This is a genomic window from Nissabacter archeti (assembly GCF_018257325.1).
In the GTDB taxonomy this organism is placed as follows: Bacteria; Pseudomonadota; Gammaproteobacteria; order Enterobacterales; family Enterobacteriaceae; genus Chimaeribacter; species Chimaeribacter arupi.
The window spans coordinates 20,585-39,627 of record NZ_JAERKB010000022.1; the positions used below are offsets into that span (position 1 = coordinate 20,585).

Annotated in this window: 24 protein-coding genes; 12 read left to right on the forward strand and 12 right to left on the reverse strand. The window is 51.2% G+C overall.

Translation table 11 applies throughout. The features are described from left to right. Positions 1–6: 6 nt before the first annotated feature. The 9 genes from rplV to JK232_RS21925 all read right to left on the reverse strand — a co-directional run bounded on the left by rplV (position 7) and on the right by JK232_RS21925 (position 5,657). On the reverse strand, positions 7–339 hold the full coding sequence (rplV, locus tag JK232_RS21885; RefSeq protein WP_002223844.1) for a 50S ribosomal protein L22: 333 nt from the start codon (positions 337–339) through the stop codon (positions 7–9). Between the two features lie 14 nt (positions 340–353). Further along, positions 354–632 (reverse strand): 30S ribosomal protein S19, encoded by a 279-nt coding sequence (rpsS, locus tag JK232_RS21890; RefSeq protein ID WP_004929772.1) that lies wholly within the window; start codon positions 630–632, stop codon positions 354–356. Between the two features lie 14 nt (positions 633–646). Then, positions 647–1,471, reverse strand: coding sequence for a 50S ribosomal protein L2 (gene rplB / locus JK232_RS21895; protein WP_072933471.1), 825 nt, complete (start codon positions 1,469–1,471; stop codon positions 647–649). Between the two features lie 18 nt (positions 1,472–1,489). After that, positions 1,490–1,792 carry a 50S ribosomal protein L23 gene (gene rplW, locus JK232_RS21900; protein WP_072933473.1) on the reverse strand — a complete coding sequence of 101 codons (303 nt, stop codon included), beginning with the start codon at positions 1,790–1,792 and terminating at the stop codon, positions 1,490–1,492. After that, the gene (gene rplD / locus JK232_RS21905) at positions 1,789–2,394 is read right to left on the reverse strand and encodes a 50S ribosomal protein L4 (protein ID WP_072933475.1); all 606 of its coding nucleotides are present in this window, start codon (positions 2,392–2,394) and stop codon (positions 1,789–1,791) included. Before rplD ends, rplW begins: the two co-directional genes overlap by 4 nt. An 11-nt stretch (positions 2,395–2,405) precedes the next feature. Then, a complete protein-coding gene (gene rplC, locus JK232_RS21910; RefSeq protein ID WP_072933477.1) occupies positions 2,406–3,035 on the reverse strand; it encodes a 50S ribosomal protein L3 in 630 nt (209 codons plus the stop codon). Between the two features lie 32 nt (positions 3,036–3,067). Beyond that, the gene (rpsJ, locus tag JK232_RS21915) at positions 3,068–3,379 is read right to left on the reverse strand and encodes a 30S ribosomal protein S10 (protein WP_009639175.1); all 312 of its coding nucleotides are present in this window, start codon (positions 3,377–3,379) and stop codon (positions 3,068–3,070) included. A gap of 266 nt (positions 3,380–3,645) precedes the next feature. Further along, entirely contained in the window at positions 3,646–4,134 is a 489-nt protein-coding gene (locus tag JK232_RS21920) for a hypothetical protein (protein WP_212589694.1), read from the reverse strand. Beyond that, a complete protein-coding gene (locus JK232_RS21925) occupies positions 4,131–5,657 on the reverse strand; it encodes a peptidoglycan-binding protein (RefSeq protein ID WP_212589695.1) in 1,527 nt (508 codons plus the stop codon). Before JK232_RS21925 ends, JK232_RS21920 begins: the two co-directional genes overlap by 4 nt. A gap of 153 nt (positions 5,658–5,810) precedes the next feature. On the opposite strand from JK232_RS21925, the gene JK232_RS21930 reads away from it, so the two are divergent. The 12 genes from JK232_RS21930 (at position 5,811) to JK232_RS21985 (ending at position 16,824) form a co-directional block, all read left to right on the forward strand. Further along, positions 5,811–6,641 (forward strand): type II secretion system protein N, encoded by an 831-nt coding sequence (locus JK232_RS21930; RefSeq protein ID WP_212589696.1) that lies wholly within the window; start codon positions 5,811–5,813, stop codon positions 6,639–6,641. Next, positions 6,628–8,601, forward strand: a complete 1,974-nt coding sequence (gene gspD / locus JK232_RS21935; RefSeq protein WP_072933485.1) for a type II secretion system secretin GspD — start codon at positions 6,628–6,630, stop codon at positions 8,599–8,601. Before JK232_RS21930 ends, gspD begins: the two co-directional genes overlap by 14 nt. A gap of 11 nt (positions 8,602–8,612) precedes the next feature. Next, the gene (gene gspE / locus JK232_RS21940; RefSeq protein WP_241506187.1) at positions 8,613–10,130 is read left to right on the forward strand and encodes a type II secretion system ATPase GspE; all 1,518 of its coding nucleotides are present in this window, start codon (positions 8,613–8,615) and stop codon (positions 10,128–10,130) included. Then, complete coding sequence (gene gspF / locus JK232_RS21945) at positions 10,127–11,338, forward strand: type II secretion system inner membrane protein GspF (RefSeq protein ID WP_212589697.1); 1,212 nt, start codon at positions 10,127–10,129, stop codon at positions 11,336–11,338. The genes gspE and gspF overlap by 4 nt, the downstream gene beginning before the upstream one ends. Before the next feature lie 13 nt (positions 11,339–11,351). Continuing rightward, positions 11,352–11,795 carry a type II secretion system major pseudopilin GspG gene (gene gspG / locus JK232_RS21950; protein ID WP_101829264.1) on the forward strand — a complete coding sequence of 148 codons (444 nt, stop codon included), beginning with the start codon at positions 11,352–11,354 and terminating at the stop codon, positions 11,793–11,795. Continuing rightward, positions 11,792–12,313: a type II secretion system minor pseudopilin GspH gene (gene gspH, locus JK232_RS21955; protein ID WP_072933493.1), complete on the forward strand. Its 522-nt coding sequence runs from the start codon at positions 11,792–11,794 to the stop codon at positions 12,311–12,313. Before gspG ends, gspH begins: the two co-directional genes overlap by 4 nt. Next, complete coding sequence (gene gspI, locus JK232_RS21960; RefSeq protein WP_101829265.1) at positions 12,310–12,696, forward strand: type II secretion system minor pseudopilin GspI; 387 nt, start codon at positions 12,310–12,312, stop codon at positions 12,694–12,696. Before gspH ends, gspI begins: the two co-directional genes overlap by 4 nt. Beyond that, positions 12,693–13,427, forward strand: coding sequence for a type II secretion system minor pseudopilin GspJ (gspJ, locus tag JK232_RS21965; protein WP_101836119.1), 735 nt, complete (start codon positions 12,693–12,695; stop codon positions 13,425–13,427). The genes gspI and gspJ overlap by 4 nt, the downstream gene beginning before the upstream one ends. Beyond that, positions 13,424–14,398: a type II secretion system minor pseudopilin GspK gene (gspK, locus tag JK232_RS21970; protein ID WP_101829267.1), complete on the forward strand. Its 975-nt coding sequence runs from the start codon at positions 13,424–13,426 to the stop codon at positions 14,396–14,398. Before gspJ ends, gspK begins: the two co-directional genes overlap by 4 nt. A 76-nt stretch (positions 14,399–14,474) precedes the next feature. After that, entirely contained in the window at positions 14,475–15,572 is a 1,098-nt protein-coding gene (gspL, locus tag JK232_RS21975; RefSeq protein ID WP_212589698.1) for a type II secretion system protein GspL, read from the forward strand. Further along, positions 15,569–16,027 (forward strand): type II secretion system protein GspM, encoded by a 459-nt coding sequence (gene gspM / locus JK232_RS21980; RefSeq protein WP_101836122.1) that lies wholly within the window; start codon positions 15,569–15,571, stop codon positions 16,025–16,027. The genes gspL and gspM overlap by 4 nt, the downstream gene beginning before the upstream one ends. A 2-nt stretch (positions 16,028–16,029) precedes the next feature. Continuing rightward, positions 16,030–16,824 carry a prepilin peptidase gene (locus tag JK232_RS21985; protein ID WP_072933505.1) on the forward strand — a complete coding sequence of 265 codons (795 nt, stop codon included), beginning with the start codon at positions 16,030–16,032 and terminating at the stop codon, positions 16,822–16,824. Between the two features lie 35 nt (positions 16,825–16,859). On the opposite strand, the gene bfr is transcribed toward JK232_RS21985, so the two are convergent. From bfr to tuf, 3 genes are all read right to left on the reverse strand, one after another. Continuing rightward, a complete protein-coding gene (gene bfr / locus JK232_RS21990) occupies positions 16,860–17,336 on the reverse strand; it encodes a bacterioferritin (protein WP_072933507.1) in 477 nt (158 codons plus the stop codon). Positions 17,337–17,405: 69 nt separating this feature from the next. Further along, positions 17,406–17,600 carry a bacterioferritin-associated ferredoxin gene (bfd, locus tag JK232_RS21995; RefSeq protein WP_072933509.1) on the reverse strand — a complete coding sequence of 65 codons (195 nt, stop codon included), beginning with the start codon at positions 17,598–17,600 and terminating at the stop codon, positions 17,406–17,408. Between the two features lie 345 nt (positions 17,601–17,945). Beyond that, a partial coding sequence (gene tuf, locus JK232_RS22000) for an elongation factor Tu (protein WP_101829453.1) occupies positions 17,946–19,043 on the reverse strand: 1,098 nt, incomplete at its 5' end.

Below are 19,043 nucleotides of genomic sequence, written 5' to 3' on the forward strand. Positions count from 1 at the left end.
AGAGTCTCAGCGATCGGACACAACCACAGTAATGTGGCTGGTGCGCTTCAGGATGCGATCTGCACGACCTTTTGCACGCGGCATAATGCGCTTCATGCTTGGGCCTTCGTCGACGAAGATTTTCGTGACTTTCAGATCATCGATGTCAGCGCCATCGTTGTGTTCTGCGTTAGCAATGGCAGACTCCAGCACTTTCTTAACCAGACCAGCAGCTTTTTTGTTGGTGTAGGTCAGAGTTTCCAGAGCTTGCGACACTTTCTTACCGCGGATCAGGTCAGCAACAAGGCGAACCTTCTGAGCAGAAGAACGAGCGTGGCGATGTTTAGCGATAGTTTCCATCTCTTCCTCCTACCTTAGCGCTTTTTAGCTTTTTTATCAGCCGCATGGCCGCGATAAGTACGGGTCGGCGCGAATTCACCCAGTTTGTGACCGACCATTTCATCGGAAACGAACACTGGTACGTGCTGACGACCATTATGGACAGCGATGGTCAAACCGATCATGTTAGGAAAGATCGTTGAACGACGGGACCAAGTGCGCAAAGGCTTCTTGTCACCGCTTTCCACCGCTTTCTCTACCTTCTTCAGCAAGTGCAGGTCAATAAAAGGACCTTTCTTGAGAGAACGTGGCATGGCTTATCCTCTAATTATTTTTTACTACGGCGACGTACGATGAACTTGTCAGTACGCTTGTTGCTACGGGTCTTCTTACCTTTGGTCTGAACGCCCCACGGAGTTACCGGGTGCTTACCAAAGTTACGACCTTCACCACCACCGTGCGGGTGATCGACTGGGTTCATCGCCGTACCGCGAACGGTAGGACGAACACCACGCCAACGTGCAGCACCTGCTTTACCCAGAACGCGCAGCATGTGTTCTGCATTGCCAACTTCGCCCAGGGTAGCGCGGCAGTCAGCCAGAACTTTACGCATTTCGCCGGAGCGCAGACGCAGAGTTACGTAGGAACCATCACGTGCAACGATCTGAACGTAGGCACCGGCAGAACGAGCCAGCTGGCCGCCTTTACCTGGTTTCATTTCTACGTTATGAACCGTTGAACCAACTGGGATGTTGCGCATCGGCAGGGTGTTACCCGTTTTGATTGCCGCATCAACGCCAGATTGAATCTGGTCACCTGCTTTCAGGCCTTTCGGCGCCAGGATGTAACGGCGTTCGCCGTCTTTGTACAGAACCAGCGCGATGTTCGCGGAACGGTTCGGATCGTACTCCAGACGCTCAACCACTGCAGCGATACCGTCTTTGTTGCGCTTGAAGTCAACCAGACGATAATGTTGCTTGTGGCCACCACCGATATGACGGGTGGTGATACGGCCATTGTTGTTACGACCACCGCTTTTGCTCAGTTTTTCCAGCAGCGGGGCATAAGGTTTACCCTTGTGCAGCTCAGGGTTAACCACTTTAACAACGTGGCGACGACCCGGAGATGTAGGTTTACATTTAACAATTGCCATTGTTCTTACTCCTCCGACTTACTCTGCGCCGCTGATGAAGTCCAGATTCTGGCCTTCTTTCAGGGTGACGTAAGCTTTTTTCCAGTCGCTACGACGACCAACACGCTGTCCATGACGCTTCACTTTGCCTTTTACCAGCAAGGTGTTTACGTCTTCGACTTCGACTTCAAACAGTTTCTGCACAGCAGCTTTGATTTCTGCTTTAGTCGCGTCTTTAGCAACTTTGAGAACGATGGTGTTGTTCTTTTCCATCGCAGCAGACGCTTTTTCAGAAACGTGCGGCGCGCGCAGTACTTTCAGCAGACGTTCTTCACGAATCATGCCAGCATCTCCTCAACTTGCTTCACAGCATCAGCAGTCATAACTACTTTGTCGAAGGCGATCAGGCTAACTGGATCGATACCTGCTACATCACGCACGTCAACCTTGTACAGGTTACGGGCAGCCAGGAACAGATTCTCATCCAGTTCACCGGTGATGATCAGCACGTCTTCCAGCGCCATGTCTTTCAGTTTCTGTGCCAGCAGCTTGGTTTTCGGTGCTTCAACAGAGAACTTCTCGACAACGATCAGACGTTCTTGACGTACCAGCTCGGACAGGATGCTTTTCAGCGCGCCGCGGTACATCTTTTTGTTTACTTTCTGACTGTGGTCCTGAGGCTTAGCAGCAAAGGTCACACCACCGGAACGCCAGATCGGGCTCTTTACAGAACCAGAACGCGCACGGCCGGTACCTTTCTGACGCCATGGCTTTTTGCCAGAACCAGTCACTTCAGCGCGAGTTTTCTGCGCGCGAGTACCCTGGCGGGCGCCTGCTGCGTAAGCAACAACAACCTGGTGAACCAGCGCTTCGTTAAAATCACGACCGAAGGTGGTTTCGGAAACAGTCAGCGCGCTCTGCGCGTCTTTCAATACTAATTCCATTACCTGGCTCCTCACGCTTTAACAGCTGGTTTAACGATCAGGTTGCTACCGGTAGCTCCCGGAACAGCACCCTTAACCAGCAGCAGGTTGCGCTCAGCGTCAACGCGTACTACGTCCAGGCTCTGAACGGTTACGCGCTCATTACCCAGCTGCCCTGCCATTTTCTTGCCTTTGAACACTTTGCCCGGAGTCTGGTTCTGACCGATAGAACCCGGAACGCGGTGAGACAAGGAGTTACCGTGGGTAGCGTCTTGGGTACGGAAGTTCCAGCGCTTAACAGTGCCAGCAAAACCTTTACCTTTAGAAGTACCGGTAACGTCTACTTTTTTAACGTCTGCGAAAATTTCAACGCTAATGTTCTGACCTACAGTGAACTCTTCGCCTTCAGACAGACGGAATTCACGCAGGAGACGGCCGGCTTCAACGCCAGCTTTAGCGAAGTGACCCGCTTCCGGTTTGGTTACACGGTTTGCTTTTTTAGCACCGGTGGTAACCTGGATAGCGCGATAACCATCGTTGGCCAGGTCTTTGACCTGAGTAACGCGGTTAGCTTCAATTTCGATAACGGTTACAGGGATAGATACGCCTTCTTCAGTGAAGATGCGGGTCATACCCACTTTTTTACCGACTAAACCAATCATTGTTTCAACCTCTCAATCGCTCAATGACCTGATTAACCCAGGCTGATCTGCACGTCTACACCGGCAGCCAGATCCAGACGCATCAGAGCATCAACGGTTTTCTCGGTTGGCTCAACGATGTCAACCAGACGCTTGTGAGTGCGGATTTCATACTGATCACGCGCGTCTTTGTTGACGTGCGGAGAGATCAGAATGGTAAAGCGCTCTTTGCGGGTCGGCAGCGGGATCGGACCACGGACTTGCGCACCAGTGCGCTTAGCAGTCTCGACGATTTCCGCGGTTGATTGATCGATCAGACGATGATCAAACGCTTTCAGGCGGATACGGATTCTTTGGTTCTGCATGAGACCAGAGCTCCAATTATTTATAAACGTAAATAATTACTCCTCACACCCATTTCGATTGATGGGGGAGTGTAATCGTTCAGCATATAACCCCCATATCGGGAGTATTGTTAACCAGTCGTTATTGATGACATGGTTACTGATCCGCAACGGATCAGACCTACCAAGATTAGGTAAGCCCGCGCATTATACGCATTCCTGCTTAGGAAGCAACCATAACCTGCAGGAAAAACGTATTAGCGCGCCTTTTATTTTACCTGTTGTTACTACGCCGGGTCATCTTCTTCCAGTTCTGCCAAGGCCTGTTGAACACGGGCTTTTAAGGCAGGATCGACGGTGTCATCTTTACTTATTGTTGTATCAGCCTCTTCTTCAACCAGCGCCACATCTTCCTCTTCATTAATGTCTTCTGCTTCGGCCTGGTCGTCCATCGGCTCCGCGATATTCTCGACAGGTTCCGTTTCCGCTTCCGGTTCGTTCGCGGCAGGGAGTGGCCGGGTCTTGAACAGATAATGCATAGGAGAGAGGGTATACTCTCTATCTTGCGAGGGCCCCTGCAGAACAGGCGGCTCCGGATGACGGGATGTCCAGGCTATGTGCAGATATGCGCCCTGAACGGCAAAGAGCCCCATCCAACATCCCCATAAAAGCAGGCCACCGGCTTTGATGCATGTTCTTTTAAAAGGTGCCCGGAGTTTTGCCGGTGCCCCACCCTGCAGGCGCAAATTCATTGCCTGATGTAGACGGAAGCTCATTGCCCTTCTCCTTTTTCTGCGCTTTCATTTTCTGGCACTAAGAGGGCGCTTTGTTCAACGCTGAGCCAAAGCTGGATCAAGGTTGCTTTGCCGGGCGCGCCGTCAGGGTGCAGCCCTCTGCTTTGCTGGAATTTTTTGATTTTTTCTACGAGTAAGGCATTCCACCGCACGTCCTCAGGTAAAGGAAGATGCAGGGCACGGCTGAGCATTGTATTCAGCCATAGGATGTCTTCATCAGAACTTGCTGCCGACACAGATGTTTTTCCAGACGGTGCAGGTTTCCAGAACAGGATATATTCCCCTTTCCATGCAGCCAGGAACCAGGATTTCTTCACCGTCCAGGTCTGCTGGCCTAAAAGCAGATCGAGGTCATCTTTGCCCATCCGGATGACCACGGCATAACGGGTCTTATTACTGAGATGGAACTGCGCTATCCAGGGCAAGCCTTGTTTCTGTAGTGCGTCATAGTCTGCTTTTGCCGTCTCACACTGTAAGCCTGCCTGTGCGGTTTGATCACACCAGGCATCCTCCTCAGCCACGTCATAGCCCCAGGCCCGGAAAAGTTGCTGCATGGCCTGGCGCTCAGTCGCGGGCTGGTCATCAATGGCCGGCGGCGGAGCAGGGATCATCGCTGCCACCGGTTCCGGCCTTAACCATTCAGGGACGGGCAGGTACGGTGACACCATGCCGGTACAGTGCCAACCAAGAAGCGCCGCAAAACCGGCGTAGCCGATTAACAATAAGAGCATTGTCTTCCTGGCACGCCGGCTTTTCCCTGATTCACGCACCGCGAGTTTGATATGCCGCCAATGCAGAGAAGAGGTTGTCCCCTGCTCTATCCAGGCAATCTGGCGGGCCATATTCACAAGGCGCGAGATGCTCTCGGGATTCCCTTTCGCTGCGTACTGGATGTACTTGATATAAGGAAGCGTAAACGTAGCGGCATGATCTTCCCCTTCTCTCTCCATGATGGTTTGGTTAACCACTGACAAACAGGCTTTCTCATCATAAAGTGGCAAGCGCAGTGCGCCCGGATGATAATTTGATAAGCTTTTGTTTTTCAAAAGTGAATTTTCGCCAACGATCAGCAGAGAAAGAGGCTGCCTGGCATGTTTCCTAAACTCACTAAATAAGTAAACCAGCGTAGTTAATTGTTGGTTAATATAATGAGCATTATCCAGAACAATTAATACCGGCGTATTTATTTTCTGAGTTTCATAAAGAAATTTTTCCCATAGATTCAAAGAAAAAGAGGGGCGAAGATTAATTTTATTTACGGTATCCCATGAAGAATCTATTAATAGCAATTCATCATTCTCTTTGCGGGCAGTAAGCAGCAGAAACGCCCCCTGATTAATGCGCAAAATATCTTTTGCCAGTGCCGTCTTCCCACATCCTGCCTCGCCAACTATCAGTCCAATCCCGGACAGTAACAATTCATCGCTCAAATAATCTTTTGCGGTTCTATATGTATCAAAAATGAATTCATAGTTAAACCAGGATTCATCGACTTGGAATTTCATGAATGTTTTACTCTTAAAATTGATTTCTCAAAGACTTGCAAAATATTTTTATGTCGGATAAAACTCCATTTGAATAAAATGGCTATTAACTATATCATGCAATTATTCTAGTGCAAACTAACACACAATAATTGATATTGAAGCGGGCGCATTGTGTTACAGAAAACCAAAAAGTTATTTTTTTGTAACTTACAAAATATAATTATCCCTGTTGCTTTATTGTTAGGAATTATGGTGTCGGGCTTTTATGTTAAAAATATATCTCTTTTATATATATTAAAAGAACCGGCCGGCCCGTCTTATCCGGGTGATGAACATGTCATTAATGCTGATGAATTCCAAAGCAGACTGGCAAAATTTCAGCCGGATAACGTCGTCGCAGAGACCCAACAGGAAGACGTGGCGCCCTCACGGAATATCACGCTTACCGGCATTATCGCCAGTAATCAGCCGGGGCGTTCACTGGCTATTGTGATGGAGAACGGGGCGCAGCATACCTACCGTGAAGGCGATAAGCTCTCTACCCCACCAGAGGGATTCATCAACAAAATCGGCGATAATACGATTGAAATCAAAGAGAATGGGAAAGTTTTTAGCCTGATCTTAGTAGAACGCACTGCAATGCCTTCAGAGAACCAGGTCAATAATACGCCCCCTGAGAATGCAGAAGAAAAAGGGCGGGATTGGGATGATTACATCATTACAAGCCCTGTTTATCAAAAAAATGCATTAGTTGGGTTACGAATCCTGCCGGGAAAACAGAAAGAGATGTTCGCCCATTTTGGGTTACACCCTGGTGATATTGTAGTAAAGATTGATGAATATGATTTAACTGTTCCCTCTAATATTGACCAAGCCAGAGCGGCCTGGCAGCAATCACTTACCGTGCAACTGGTTATTATGCGAAACAACCAGAAATCACTGTTCAATTTAAGTTTAAACGATATCAATGAAAAGTTAATTAATAACCATGCGCAAGAATAACTCCTTTATTTTAACGCTGATGATGCTGGCCACTCTGACTACTCCCAAAAGCTACGCAGAACAATTCTCAGCAAACTTTAAGAATGCCGACATTAAGGAATTTGTTGATGTTGTCAGTAAAAACATGAACAAAACCATCCTGGTTGACCCATCCGTCAACGGCACCATTTCTGTTCGCAGCTATAACAGTTTCGATAATGAAGAGTATTATCAGTTCTTCCTGAGCGTGCTGGACTTATATGGGTTTTCCGTTGTTACGCTGGATAATGGCCTGTTAAAAGTTGTGCGCTCTGCCACCTTAAAAACGTCACCCGGACATTTAGTGGATGATATCCGTCCTGGCAAAGGGGATGAAGTCATTACCCGGGTTATTGCGCTGCAACATGTGCCGGCACGTGAGCTTGCTCCCCTGCTCCGGCAGATGAGCGACAGCAATGGCGTAGGCAACGTAGTCAATTATGATCCGTCTAATGTGCTGATGCTGACCGGCAAGGCCTCTCTGATCAACCGGCTGGTAGAAGTTATCAAACGGGTCGATGTCATTGGCCAGCAACATCAGCAATTGATCAAGCTGAAATATGCTTCAGCTACGGAACTGGCAGAAGTGCTTAACTCCCTGACCCGCGAAGAATCAAAAGGGCAGTCCAGCAACATGCTGATGCCGAAAATCGTGGCAGATAAACGCACCAACACCTTGTTAGTCAGCGGTTCAGACAAAGTGCGCCAGCGCATTACTTCATTGGTGGCGAAATTGGATCAGGACAGCGCCGAACAGGGCAATACACGCGTGTTTTACCTGAATTATGCCAAAGCCGACAAACTGGTTGAGGTGCTGACAGGTATCAGTGAAAAAATTGCCAAAGAAAAAGAGACGGAAGGGTCGTCAGATCCGTCCTCCACCGGCAATACCTCCTTGTCGATTACCGCGGATGAACAGACTAACTCCCTGGTCATTACTGCCCAGCCTGATGTGATGCAGCCATTAGCCGATGTCATCGCCAAGCTGGACATCCGCCGTGCTCAGGTGCTGGTAGAGGCGATTATCGTTGAAGTACAGGACGGCAATGGGCTGAACCTTGGCGTGCAATGGGCAAACAGCAAGGTGGGTGGTACGCAGTTTACAAATACCGGCGTGCCGATTTTCTCTCTGGCTAACGCACAAAACAGTGGCATCAATTCTGATGAACTGCCTGCTGCTCTCGCAAATTATAACGGGTTTGTCGCCGGCTTTTTTGAAGGGGACTGGAGCGCGTTGCTGACCGCCCTCTCCACGAACAATAAGAATGACATTCTGGCGACCCCCAGCATTGTCACCCTGGATAATAAAGAGGCGTCGGTGAATGTGGGGCAGGATGTTCCTGTGCTTTCCGGTTCACAGACCACTTCGGGCGACAACGTCTTTAATACCGTAGAGCGTAAAACGATTGGTACCAAGCTGAAAGTTACGCCACAAATCAACGAAGGTGATGCTGTTCTGCTGGAAATTGAGCAGGAAGTCTCGAGTGTAGACAGCGCCGGCGGCCAGTCATCCTCACTCGGCCCAACATTCAATACCCGTACCATTCAAAATGCTGTGTTAGTGCGCACCGGTGAAACCGTCGTGCTGGGTGGCCTTCTGGATGACACCAGCAAAGAAACGCATTCCAAAGTGCCGCTTTTGGGCGACATCCCTTTGATTGGCAATCTGTTCCGTTACACCTCCACCGAAACAGCGAAACGTAATCTGATGGTATTTATCCGGCCGACCATTCTCCGGGATGACGACGTCTATCACTCCGTCTCGAAGAAAAAGTACACCCATTTCCAGAATATCCAGAAAGAGCGCCGCCAAGAGGATGAGAACACGCTGGTGGCCCCCAACAGCCGGCCACAGTTAGCGGAATTGCCGCCTGAACCACTGCCCGCTGCGCCGGCTGCCCCTGCTCCGGTTAACGGCCCCCGTAATCCTTTCCACGGTTAATGGACGCAGCCATGAAAGAGACTCTTCCGTTGATCCATCAGCCTGGGCCGGCAGCCCGGATTTCATACTCACTGGCACGTCAGGCCGGTGTGGCCGTTGCGCAGGATACGCTGCTTTACCGTCAGGGCATCTCATTAGACATGCTGCTTGAGGCGCGCCGGGTTGCCGGTACCTGTGTAACGCTGCGCCCTCTGGAAGCCGCGGCGTTTGATGAACAGCTTTCAGCTCTCTATCAGCATAATGCGGTTGAATCACAGCAAATTGCCCAGGATTTGGATCAGGACATTGATCTCTTTGCACTGACGGAAGAGTTGCCGGACAACGAAGACTTGCTGGCAGACGATAACAGTGCGCCGGTCATCCGCTTAATCAATGCGATTTTAAGCGAGGCGGTTAAAGAGGGTGCGTCTGACATCCACATTGAAACCTTTGAGCGCAGCCTGAGCATCCGTTTCCGTATTGATGGCGTATTGCGGCAGATTTTGCAGCCGAGTAAAAAACTCGCGCCGCTGCTGCTTTCACGCATCAAAGTCATGGCGAAACTCGATATTGCAGAAAAACGCCTGCCCCAGGATGGGCGTATCTCTCTGCGTTTGGGATCGCGGGCTGTGGATGTACGCGTTTCTACCTTGCCGTCGCAATATGGTGAGCGGGCGGTGCTGCGCTTGTTAGACAAAAACAACCTGTTGCTTACCCTGGATAAACTCGGGCTATCCACCGGTGATTACGAAAACTTACAGCATCTGATTAAACAGCCTCACGGCATTCTGCTGGTCACCGGCCCTACCGGCTCTGGGAAAAGTACCACGCTGTATGCGGTGCTTTCCGCGTTGAACAGTCAGGAGCGCAATATCCTGACGGTTGAAGATCCTATCGAATATGAGCTGGAAGGCATTGGCCAGACACAAGTCAATGCCCGGCTGGATATGACCTTTGCCCGTGGCCTGCGTGCCATTTTGCGTCAGGATCCCGACATCGTGATGGTGGGCGAAGTCCGTGACAGCGAAACGGCACAGATTGCAGTTCAGGCCTCACTGACCGGCCACCTGGTGATGTCAACCCTGCATACCAACAGCGCAACCGGTGCGATAACCCGTCTGCGTGATATGGGGATTGAGTCTTTCCTGCTTTCCTCATCCCTGATTGGCGTGCTGGCGCAGCGGCTGGTGCGCCGGTTATGCCCTGAGTGCCGCCAACCGCGGGCAATAGAGCCGCATCAACGGGCACTGCTGACCTCGTTATCACCCATTCCCAACACGTTATGGCATGCGCCTGGCTGCCCGGCCTGCCGGTTTACCGGCTACAAAGGCCGGTTGGCAATTCATGAGGTGATGGTGGTTGATGAAGCCATTCGTGCCGCTATTCATGGCAATGAAAATGAGCAGGTAATTAAGGGATTGTTCCTCCGCCAAAGTAAAAGTCTGCTGGAAAACGGCTTGCTGAAAGCAGTGTCGGGTGAGACCTCCCTGGAAGAAGTGATGCGCGTCACCAGCCAGGAACAAGATGCACAAGAGGAACACATCGAATGAAGTTTTCCTGGCGAGCTCACACCGCGAGCGGAAAAATCCAGCGCGGCATGGTAGAGGCTGATGACGCCCGTCAGGCCCGGCAGAAACTGCGTGCTCAAGGTTTACAACCGATTTCCATGAAAGCAGCAGGCTCACCTTTCAAACTGCTGGCAGGAAACGGAACCCGCCGTGTGCGATTACCGGCGGCTGAGGTCGCCCTGTTTACCCGGCAGCTCGCGACACTGGCCAACGCGGCTCTCCCCCTGGAAGAGGCCATTGGGGTCATCGCGCGGCAAAGCCAGAATGAAAAGCTGCGGCACGTATTAACAGAAATTCGTTCACGGGTAACGGAAGGCCACCCCTTAGCGGAAACCCTGGCAGCCTGGCCACGGATTTTTGATCCGGTCTATCGCACGTTGGTTATGGCAGGTGAGAAAAGCGGCACGCTCGGCCCGGTGCTGGAAAAACTGGCAGATTACAACGAAATCCGTCAGCGGCTAAAAAGCAAAATGACCCAGGCGTTGATCTACCCAATGGTGCTCACTTCGGTTGCCATCATCGTGATTACTATTTTGCTTTCCACAGTCGTGCCCAAAGTGGTCGAGCAGTTTATCCATATGAAACATCAACTGCCTCTCAGCACCCGGATTTTGCTCGCCGTGAGTGACGCCATAAGGGATTACGGGTTGCTGGTGCTGGCATTGATCGGTATCGCGCTGTTCAGCCTCAATGTCTGGCTGAGGCGGCCGGAAAACCGCTTCCGTTTTCATGCCTTGCTGATGCGCTTACCTATCTGGCGCAGGCTGGTGCTCGAGACGAACAGCGCCCGCTATTTACGGACCCTGAGTATTTTGCAATCCAGTGGCGTTCCATTGCTGGAGGGGATGCACACCGCGCTGGAAGGGATTTCAAACCTGGCCATCCGTGATCGCCTCCGGCGTGCCGGCGAGCATGTCCGTCAGGGCAGCGCCCTGCATACCGCCCTGACTGAAAGTGAACTCTTCTCTCCCATGATGCTGTACATGCTGGCTTCAGGGGAGAAAAGCGGCCATCTGAGCAACATGATGGAACGCGCCGCCACGGCGCAAGAGCAAGCACTACAAAACCGTATGTCGCTGGTATTGGCTCTGTTCGAACCTGGGCTGGTGATCAGCATGGCAGTCATTGTGCTGTTTATTGTGGTGTCGATACTGCAACCCATTTTACAACTTAATAATTTAGCCGGTTAACAGGATGAAATTTATGAATAAAGTCTCTACACAACGTCAGCGGGGTTTCACCCTGCTGGAAATCATGGTGGTCATCGTGATTATGGGCATTTTGGCCAGCCTGGTGGTGCCTAACCTGATGGGTAATAAAGAGCGCGCCGACCGTCAAAAAGCGGTCAGTGATATCGTGGCGCTGGAAAATGCGCTGGACATGTACAAGCTGGACAATCACCGCTACCCGACCAGCGAACAGGGCCTGGAAGCGTTGGTCAAAGCACCGGAGTTTGAACCGCTGCCGCAAAATTACCGTAAAGACGGCTACATCAAACGTCTGCCAACCGATCCGTGGGGTGCTGCCTATCTGCTGGTTACGCCGGGTGAACACGGTGAGTACGATCTATTCTCTGCCGGTCAGGATGGTGAGGCCGGTACAGAGGATGATGTTGCCAACTGGACACTGGATGCGCCGAAAAAGTGAAACAGGTCAGGCAGGCCGGCTTTACCCTGCTCGAAATCATGCTGGTACTGATGATCATGGCGGGCGGAGCCGTCATGGTGATGGGCACAACCGGCAGCGTTGAAGAGCGCCAGCAACTCAGTGAAACCGGGAAACTGGTTTCACTGATGGAGTACGCATCCGATTATGCGGCGATGACCGGCTCCCCGGTAGGCTTACAGATAACAGATTCAGGCTATCTGTTTATGACGCCACAACAACGCAAAGCGACGCCGGTCACCTGGCGATGGGTATCTTTCTCTAAAGGTCCGCTGCCTGCCCACATGCACTCTTTTTCACCTGCCTGGCAAGCTGGCGTGTTTATTCATGGCGAAATCATGGAAGCACGCGACACGCCACAGATCATTTTTTCTCCCGACGGGGAGATTACGGCTTTCCAATTGCGGATCACTGACCGAGATACTGACCGGCCATTATTTACGTTTACCTGTAATGGCCAGTGGCCGGTCACTGTCCGGAATGAGGCAGCAGCATCATGAGGCGCGTATCGCAACAGCACGGCATGATGCTGCTGGAAGTGATTGTTGCACTTGCTGTGTTTGCTGGAGCCGCACTGGCATTGATGAACAGCATGAGCGGTCAGATGAGTGCCACGTCGCGCCTGACAGACCATCTGTTTGCAGACTGGGTGTCTGCTAACTGGCTGGCAGAACAGACGTTAACCGGAGCGGCGGCAGAACGCGGTAAATCCTCTCAAAGCGGCTTCGTCGACATGGGCGGCCAGAGCTGGGCATGGGCACTGCAAAAAACCGCCTCTCCTGAGGCGGCGTACCGTACGCAGGTATTAACGATAAGCCGTGATGGCTCGCCGGTGCGCTCGACGCTTCGCCTGTTACCCCCGGTTCAGGACACGACGCCATGAACCGGCAAAAAGGTTTCACCTTATTAGAAACGATGCTGGCCCTGTTCATCTTCTCAATGCTGAGCATGTTGGCGTATCAAATCTTATCGGGCGCCCTGAAAACCAATGAGCGTACCCAGAGTGCCCTGCAACGGATAAATGCGCTGCACAGGACCATGAACCGGCTGGAACGGGACATCGTGCAAAGCCTGCCCAGAGTGCCGCGCGGCGCAGAACAGAGCTGGCATCAGGATGACAACAGTTTTGCCTTGACGACCCAAAGCCGCCCTAACACCTGGGGCCAGTGCTGCTCACCCGACATCCTTCGGGTAACCTGGCAACTAAAAGCGGGCACCCTGCACCGCCTGGTACAACGTACCGTGGATGCCCCAGACGACAGCACGCCCCTGGATGCCCCTTTGCTGGATAACGTCGACAACATGTCACTGCGTTTTTATCAGCAAGGCTGGAAAACAGAGGTTGATGCCGGGCAGGCTCCCCCTACCGGCATTGAGGTAACACTGACACTCAAAGATTTTGGTGTGATCAACCGTGTGTTTGTTTTGCCGGCAAGCTGGCCTGGTTATCAGGACACCGAATCAGGCGATGAGGCGTCAGAGGGCGAGCAGCAAAGTGAGTCAGAGAACAGTCAGGAGGGTGAGTCATCTGGCGGGCAGGAAGAACCCATGGCCGATGAACAGCCTCTCTCCCCACCGGCTGAGGACACACCTTCTGGCGGGAGTCACGAATGAAATCGCAAAAAGGCGTCGCTCTGATTGTGGTCATGCTGCTGCTGGCTGTTATGGCTGCGTTAGCGGGGGAAATGGGCGTCCGCTTAACGACCAGTGTAAAGCGGGCTTCCTATCAGCAAGATAATCTCCAGCTGATGACGATGATTTATTCTGCAGAACAGTTTGCGACTGAAAACCTGCTTCAGGATTTGAAAGACAACCCTAAGTTTCAGTCCACCGATCACTACTGGGCGCAGCCACAGAAAATGTCTCCGGGCAGCGGCCTGACGATCGAATGGCAGGTCAGGGATGATCAGGCCTGTTTTAACCTGAATACACTGGGTAATGCTCCTACCGATACCCAGGATGAGGCACCTTATAACCAGCGGGTGTTTGAAGCGCTGCTGCTGATGAATGGTGTCACGAAAGCGCAGGCTGGGATAATTATCGACTCGATCGCGGATTATATCGACAGCGATACCCTTGTCCGTTCTGCCGGGGCGGAAGATGAATATTATCTGCGGGCCAAACCGCCACGTCTTGCGGCGAATCAGCCCTTTTACAGCGTGTCGGAACTTAGCCAAATCAACGGCGTTACCCCCAAATTGTATCAGGCGCTTCAGGGGCAACTTTGTGCCCTGCCCTCAACGCAGCAGCGAATTAATATTAACTCGCTGGCAGAGCAGCAGGCCCCCCTATTATCTGCGCTGACACTCGAGCAAATCAGTACAGAAGAGGCGGTAAGGCTTTTAGCGAAGCGGCCTAAGATGGGCTGGGCCGCGCTTACTCTCTTTTATACGCAGTTGGATAACCAATTCCCGGCAACAGATAAAAACTGGGCACCCCTGAATAGCATACTGGCTGTTACCAGCCGCTATTTTTCTATTACGTCTACGGCCAGTGATAACGATCAGCAGTTAACGTTATCCAGCCGGGTTTATTACGACGAGAAAAGCGGTGAGATCCGCCTTTTCTCCCGCCACATTGATTGATTAAGACAATAAGCAGGCTGAAATACCCATGCAGGAAAAGCTAATCATACGATACCTTCACAATGGCATGCTTGATGTGTCTGAAGCCGATCACACGGATGAAAAGCCTTTGTTGCTCTTATCCGGTGTGGATTGCCTGGAAGAGGTGATCTCGGGCACTGACAAACGCGATGTGATTTTACTGATTTCACCGGCCAGCTTAATTTTCCGTGCGATCCCCTTACCGGAAAAAAACGGCAAACTCACCTCGGAACGCTTGTCATGGCTGGCTGAAGAGACACTGCTCGGTGAAAGTGACGCGCTCCACTGGACTGTTTTACATCGTGAGCAGGCATTGGTACACGCTGCTGCGATCGACAGCGGTTGGTTGCGTTCCTTGCTGTCGGCATTTAACGAAGCCGGGCTGAATGTCGTTTATGCCGGCCCGGATGGCCTGTACCTCCCTGCTGTTGATAATAGCTGGACAGCCATCCGCTTGCAGGATGACTGGTTGCTGCGCCTGGGACCCTACCAACTCACATCATTGGATGAGAACTGGTTCCGCCATCTACGGGAACAGTGGGCACCGCAGAAGATTGTCAGCTACAGCCCGCTGGAACACGAGGGTCTGCTTGTTGAGTCTTTGCCCTGGCAATCACCGCAACAGCTTCTTCACACCTCTGGCCTGGCTCTGCCGACCCTGCTGCATGGCGATTTTCGCCCTCGTCAGCCCACTAAGCCGGTTAACAAAGTTGTGCGGTATGCCGCCTTTGCGTCTTGTGTGATGGCCGTTTTTTTGATGCTGTTGAGCAAAGGGCTGGGGATCTGGCACCTGCATCAGGAGTCTGCGGCCTTAAACCAGGAGACAAAAGCGCTTTATCAGCAGCACTTCCCGCAGGATAAGCGAAACAGCAATTACCGGTTCTTTTTCAATCAGAAAATTTCCGCTGTATCCCCCGATGTATTGACGCGCCTGACGCAGCTGCAACGCCATCTGGAGGCCTACCCCAGCCTGCAGATCCAGCGTATCCATTATCAACAGGAGCAGGATCTGTTTGATGTGCAATTGCTGGCAGGCAATGCCGAACATTTACAGCAATTTATTCAAGAGAGTGAACAGGACTTTCACTTCACAATGGATAAAACACCGGCGGATGGCGATTCAGTCACAGTAAAGAGTGTATTTGAAAAATGAAAACCTGGTTTATGGCTCATACTCGCCGCGAACAACATATTTTGCTTTTTATCGGTGCACTTATTATCGGCGCTCTCATCTGGTTTGCTTTATTAACACCGTTAAATAATTTAGCAGAGAAATTACAGCGAAATAATAAACAGGCCCAGCAGACGTTAACCTGGATGAAAGAAGAAAGCATAAAACGTGGCATTATCCCTGGAATAAAAAAGACTCAGCCACTCGAAGCCGTCATTAAATCCTCGGCAGAAAAGCATCGGGTTGTTATTGATAACACGTCAACCGAGAATAAATCCGTTCACGTGACGGTCAAAGAGATGTTGTTAAGCGATTTTATTCACTGGTTAATTGATCTTAAAAAAACCTCGGGCGTAACGGCAAGCCAAGTTGAATTTAGCAGTGCTGAGCAAGAGGGTTACATTAACATCACCGCGTTAACCTTTGTCAGGAAATAAGCATGAACGCCATTAACGCGTTGCTCATCCCGGCTTTCTATTTTGTAGCAGGCTTGATCATGGGGAAAATGATCAATCATCTCAGTCAATACTTACCGCATCTGATCACAGAAAATGGCCACGAGGCACCGCCGGGAGCCTCAGTGCAACACTCTGTGCTGAAGCTGGAATATTGTGCCTGTCATCCGCCTGTGCACTGGTGCGATTATTTGCCTGTCGTCAGCTGGTTGATGCTCAAAGGCCGCTGCCGTGCATGTCAGGCACCCATTGTGGCCGGCTATTTATGGGTTGAACTGGTGTGCGGAATGCTGCTGGTGTGTCTCGCTTTACTGTTTCCACTCAACATTACGCCGGCCCTGGCGGTGTACAGTGGCTTCTTGCTGACGTTAAGCCTCATTGATGCGCGTACTTACCTTTTGCCCGATACGCTGACACTGCCCCTGCTGTGGCTGGGCCTGTTGTTTAACAGCGTCAGCGGAAATGTGAGCCTTGCAGATGCCGTGTACGGTGCCGTGGCCGGTTATATGATTTTATGGAGTCTGTATTGGTTTTTCCGGCTCGCCAGTGGGCGTGAAGGGTTGGGATATGGTGATTTTAAATTGTTGGCTGCGTTGGGTGCCTGGAACGGCTGGCAGATGCTGCCGCAAATTACCTTGCTGGCGGCGGCCTCAGGCCTGCTATGGGCGGGGCTGGTGAGATGGAAGAAAGGAGAATGGGTTTCTGTATTGCCATTTGGCCCGCCACTGGCGGCCGCGGGGTGGCTGACGCTGCTGGTTCAGTGGTACGTTGTTCGTTAATGGCAGGGAAGCCAAAGCTTCCCCGAATAGCAAAATTACTCTTCTTCACGGATTTGCGCCTGAAGATAGTTTTGTATCCCCATTTTCTGGATAAGATCCAGCTCCGTTTCCAGCCAGTCGATATGCTGCTCTTCATCAGCCAGAATTTCGATCATCATATCGCGGCTGACATAGTCATGGATGGTGTCCGCATAGGCTATCGCCTCACGAAGATCGCGTGCACCGTCCAGTTCCAGCGTCAAATCTGAACGCAGCATTTCTTCAACATCTTCACCAATATTTAACTTACCCAGGTCCTGCAGGTTCGGGAGTCCCTCCAGGAAGAGAATACGTTCAATATAGCGATCCGCATGTTTCATTTCATCAATGGACTCGTGGTACTCCACGTCATTAAGGCGTTTGAGTCCCCAGTTTTTGAACATTCTCGCATGCAGAAAATATTGGTTAATAGCAACTAACTCATTGCCCAACAACTTATTGAGATAATTTAATACCTTAACATCACCTTTCATTTTTGTTCCCTCCGCTTCCACTCTTTGAAGCGTAGATGCGGTTTGGAGTAAGTCAAAAAAAGATGTGTTTCAGGCTATCTCTTTGAACTCTGGAATTTGGGCCAGCTCATCTTGCATAATTTCACGAGCCGCACGCACGCATTTCCCGCATTGATTACCAACCGGCACAAACTTGCGCAATTGTTGAAAAGATTGCGGCTGATGTTTGCGAACAGCCTGTCGGATTGTTTTGTCGCTAATACCATTGCACAGGCAAATATACATAGGGGCACTCCACGTTATCTGCCGTCATCTTAAATCAAAATGATTCTCATTTAAAGTAAGTTGTCGTGCTTTCTGACAGCGTAAAATAGCCGGCTGATCGCTGCCAGCAATCTCCTGTAATACCCTGTCGTTATTCTGCTAAAGCGTGAACCTGGTCGTATTTTTATAAAGTTTATAATCAATGAGATAAAAGGATTATTGCGGTAGGGTCACAAAAAAACAGAGGGCTTATTAGCGCTTTATAACGCCATACTTTGCATGGCTAAAGCAAAAAGCGAAGGATACAAAAAACAGGCATAAAAAAAGGGATGCCGAAGCATCCCTTTTTGCAAAAGTCAGACGCGATTAAGCGATAACTTTAGCAACAACGCCCGCACCAACAGTACGGCCGCCTTCACGGATTGCGAAACGCAGACCGTCGTCCATCGCGATCGGGTGGATCAGGGTAACAACCATTTTGATGTTGTCGCCCGGCATAACCATCTCAACACCTTCCGGCAGTTCGATGGTGCCAGTCACGTCAGTTGTACGGAAGTAGAACTGCGGACGGTAGCCTTTGAAGAACGGAGTATGACGGCCGCCTTCTTCTTTGGACAGGATGTACACTTCAGATTCGAACTTGGTGTGCGGCTTGATGGAGCCCGGCTTAGCCAGTACCTGACCACGTTCGATTTCTTCACGTTTGATACCACGCAGCAGAACACCTACGTTCTCACCAGCACGGCCTTCGTCCAGCAGTTTGCGGAACATTTCAACGCCGGTACAGGTAGATTTCGCGGTGTCTTTGATACCAACGATTTCAACTTCTTCACCGACTTTAACGATACCGCGCTCTACACGACCGGTAACAACAGTACCACGGCCGGAGATGGAGAATACGTCTTCGATAGGCAGCAGGAACGGCTTGTCAATCGCACGCTCTGGCTCTGGGATGTAGCTGTCCAGTGCTTCGGCCAGTTCTACAATCTTGTCTTCCCACTCGGCTTCGCCTTCCAGCGCTTTCAGCGCGGAACCGCGGATTACCGGCGTGTCGTCGCCCGGGAAGTCGTACTGAGACAGCAGCTCACGCACTTCCATCTCAACCAGTTCCAGCAGCTCTTCGTCATCAACCATGTCACATTTGTTCAGGAACACGATGATGAACGGAACGCCTACCTGACGACCCAGCAGGATGTGCTCACGGGTCTGCGGCATCGGGCCGTCAGTCGCAGCAACAACCAGGATTGCGCCGTCCATCTGCGCAGCACCGGTGATCATGTTTTTCACGTAGTCGGCGTGCCCTGGGCAGTCAACGTGCGCGTAGTGACGAGTCGGGGTATCGTACTCAACGTGAGAGGTGTTGATGGTGATACCACGTGCTTTTTCTTCCGGTGCGTTATCGATCTGGTCGAAAGCACGCGCCTGGCCACCGAATTTCTTAGCCAGTACGTTGGTGATTGCAGC

Coding starts and splice junctions, on each gene's coding strand:
- rpsS (WP_004929772.1), bottom strand. CDS start 632: ATGCCACGTTCTCTCAAGAAAGGTCCTTTTATTGACCTGCACTTGCTG.
- gspG (WP_101829264.1), top strand. CDS start 11,352: ATGAATAAAGTCTCTACACAACGTCAGCGGGGTTTCACCCTGCTGGAA.
- gspK (WP_101829267.1), top strand. CDS start 13,424: ATGAAATCGCAAAAAGGCGTCGCTCTGATTGTGGTCATGCTGCTGCTG.
- rplD (WP_072933475.1), bottom strand. CDS start 2,394: ATGGAATTAGTATTGAAAGACGCGCAGAGCGCGCTGACTGTTTCCGAA.
- rplB (WP_072933471.1), bottom strand. CDS start 1,471: ATGGCAATTGTTAAATGTAAACCTACATCTCCGGGTCGTCGCCACGTT.
- gspM (WP_101836122.1), top strand. CDS start 15,569: ATGAAAACCTGGTTTATGGCTCATACTCGCCGCGAACAACATATTTTG.
- gspE (WP_241506187.1), top strand. CDS start 8,613: ATGAAAGAGACTCTTCCGTTGATCCATCAGCCTGGGCCGGCAGCCCGG.
- JK232_RS21985 (WP_072933505.1), top strand. CDS start 16,030: ATGAACGCCATTAACGCGTTGCTCATCCCGGCTTTCTATTTTGTAGCA.
- gspI (WP_101829265.1), top strand. CDS start 12,310: ATGAGGCGCGTATCGCAACAGCACGGCATGATGCTGCTGGAAGTGATT.
- bfd (WP_072933509.1), bottom strand. CDS start 17,600: ATGTATATTTGCCTGTGCAATGGTATTAGCGACAAAACAATCCGACAG.
- JK232_RS21920 (WP_212589694.1), bottom strand. CDS start 4,134: ATGAGCTTCCGTCTACATCAGGCAATGAATTTGCGCCTGCAGGGTGGG.
- rplW (WP_072933473.1), bottom strand. CDS start 1,792: ATGATTCGTGAAGAACGTCTGCTGAAAGTACTGCGCGCGCCGCACGTT.
- rplC (WP_072933477.1), bottom strand. CDS start 3,035: ATGATTGGTTTAGTCGGTAAAAAAGTGGGTATGACCCGCATCTTCACT.
- rpsJ (WP_009639175.1), bottom strand. CDS start 3,379: ATGCAGAACCAAAGAATCCGTATCCGCCTGAAAGCGTTTGATCATCGT.
- gspJ (WP_101836119.1), top strand. CDS start 12,693: ATGAACCGGCAAAAAGGTTTCACCTTATTAGAAACGATGCTGGCCCTG.
- gspF (WP_212589697.1), top strand. CDS start 10,127: ATGAAGTTTTCCTGGCGAGCTCACACCGCGAGCGGAAAAATCCAGCGC.
- rplV (WP_002223844.1), bottom strand. CDS start 339: ATGGAAACTATCGCTAAACATCGCCACGCTCGTTCTTCTGCTCAGAAG.
- JK232_RS21925 (WP_212589695.1), bottom strand. CDS start 5,657: ATGAAATTCCAAGTCGATGAATCCTGGTTTAACTATGAATTCATTTTT.
- gspD (WP_072933485.1), top strand. CDS start 6,628: ATGCGCAAGAATAACTCCTTTATTTTAACGCTGATGATGCTGGCCACT.
- bfr (WP_072933507.1), bottom strand. CDS start 17,336: ATGAAAGGTGATGTTAAGGTATTAAATTATCTCAATAAGTTGTTGGGC.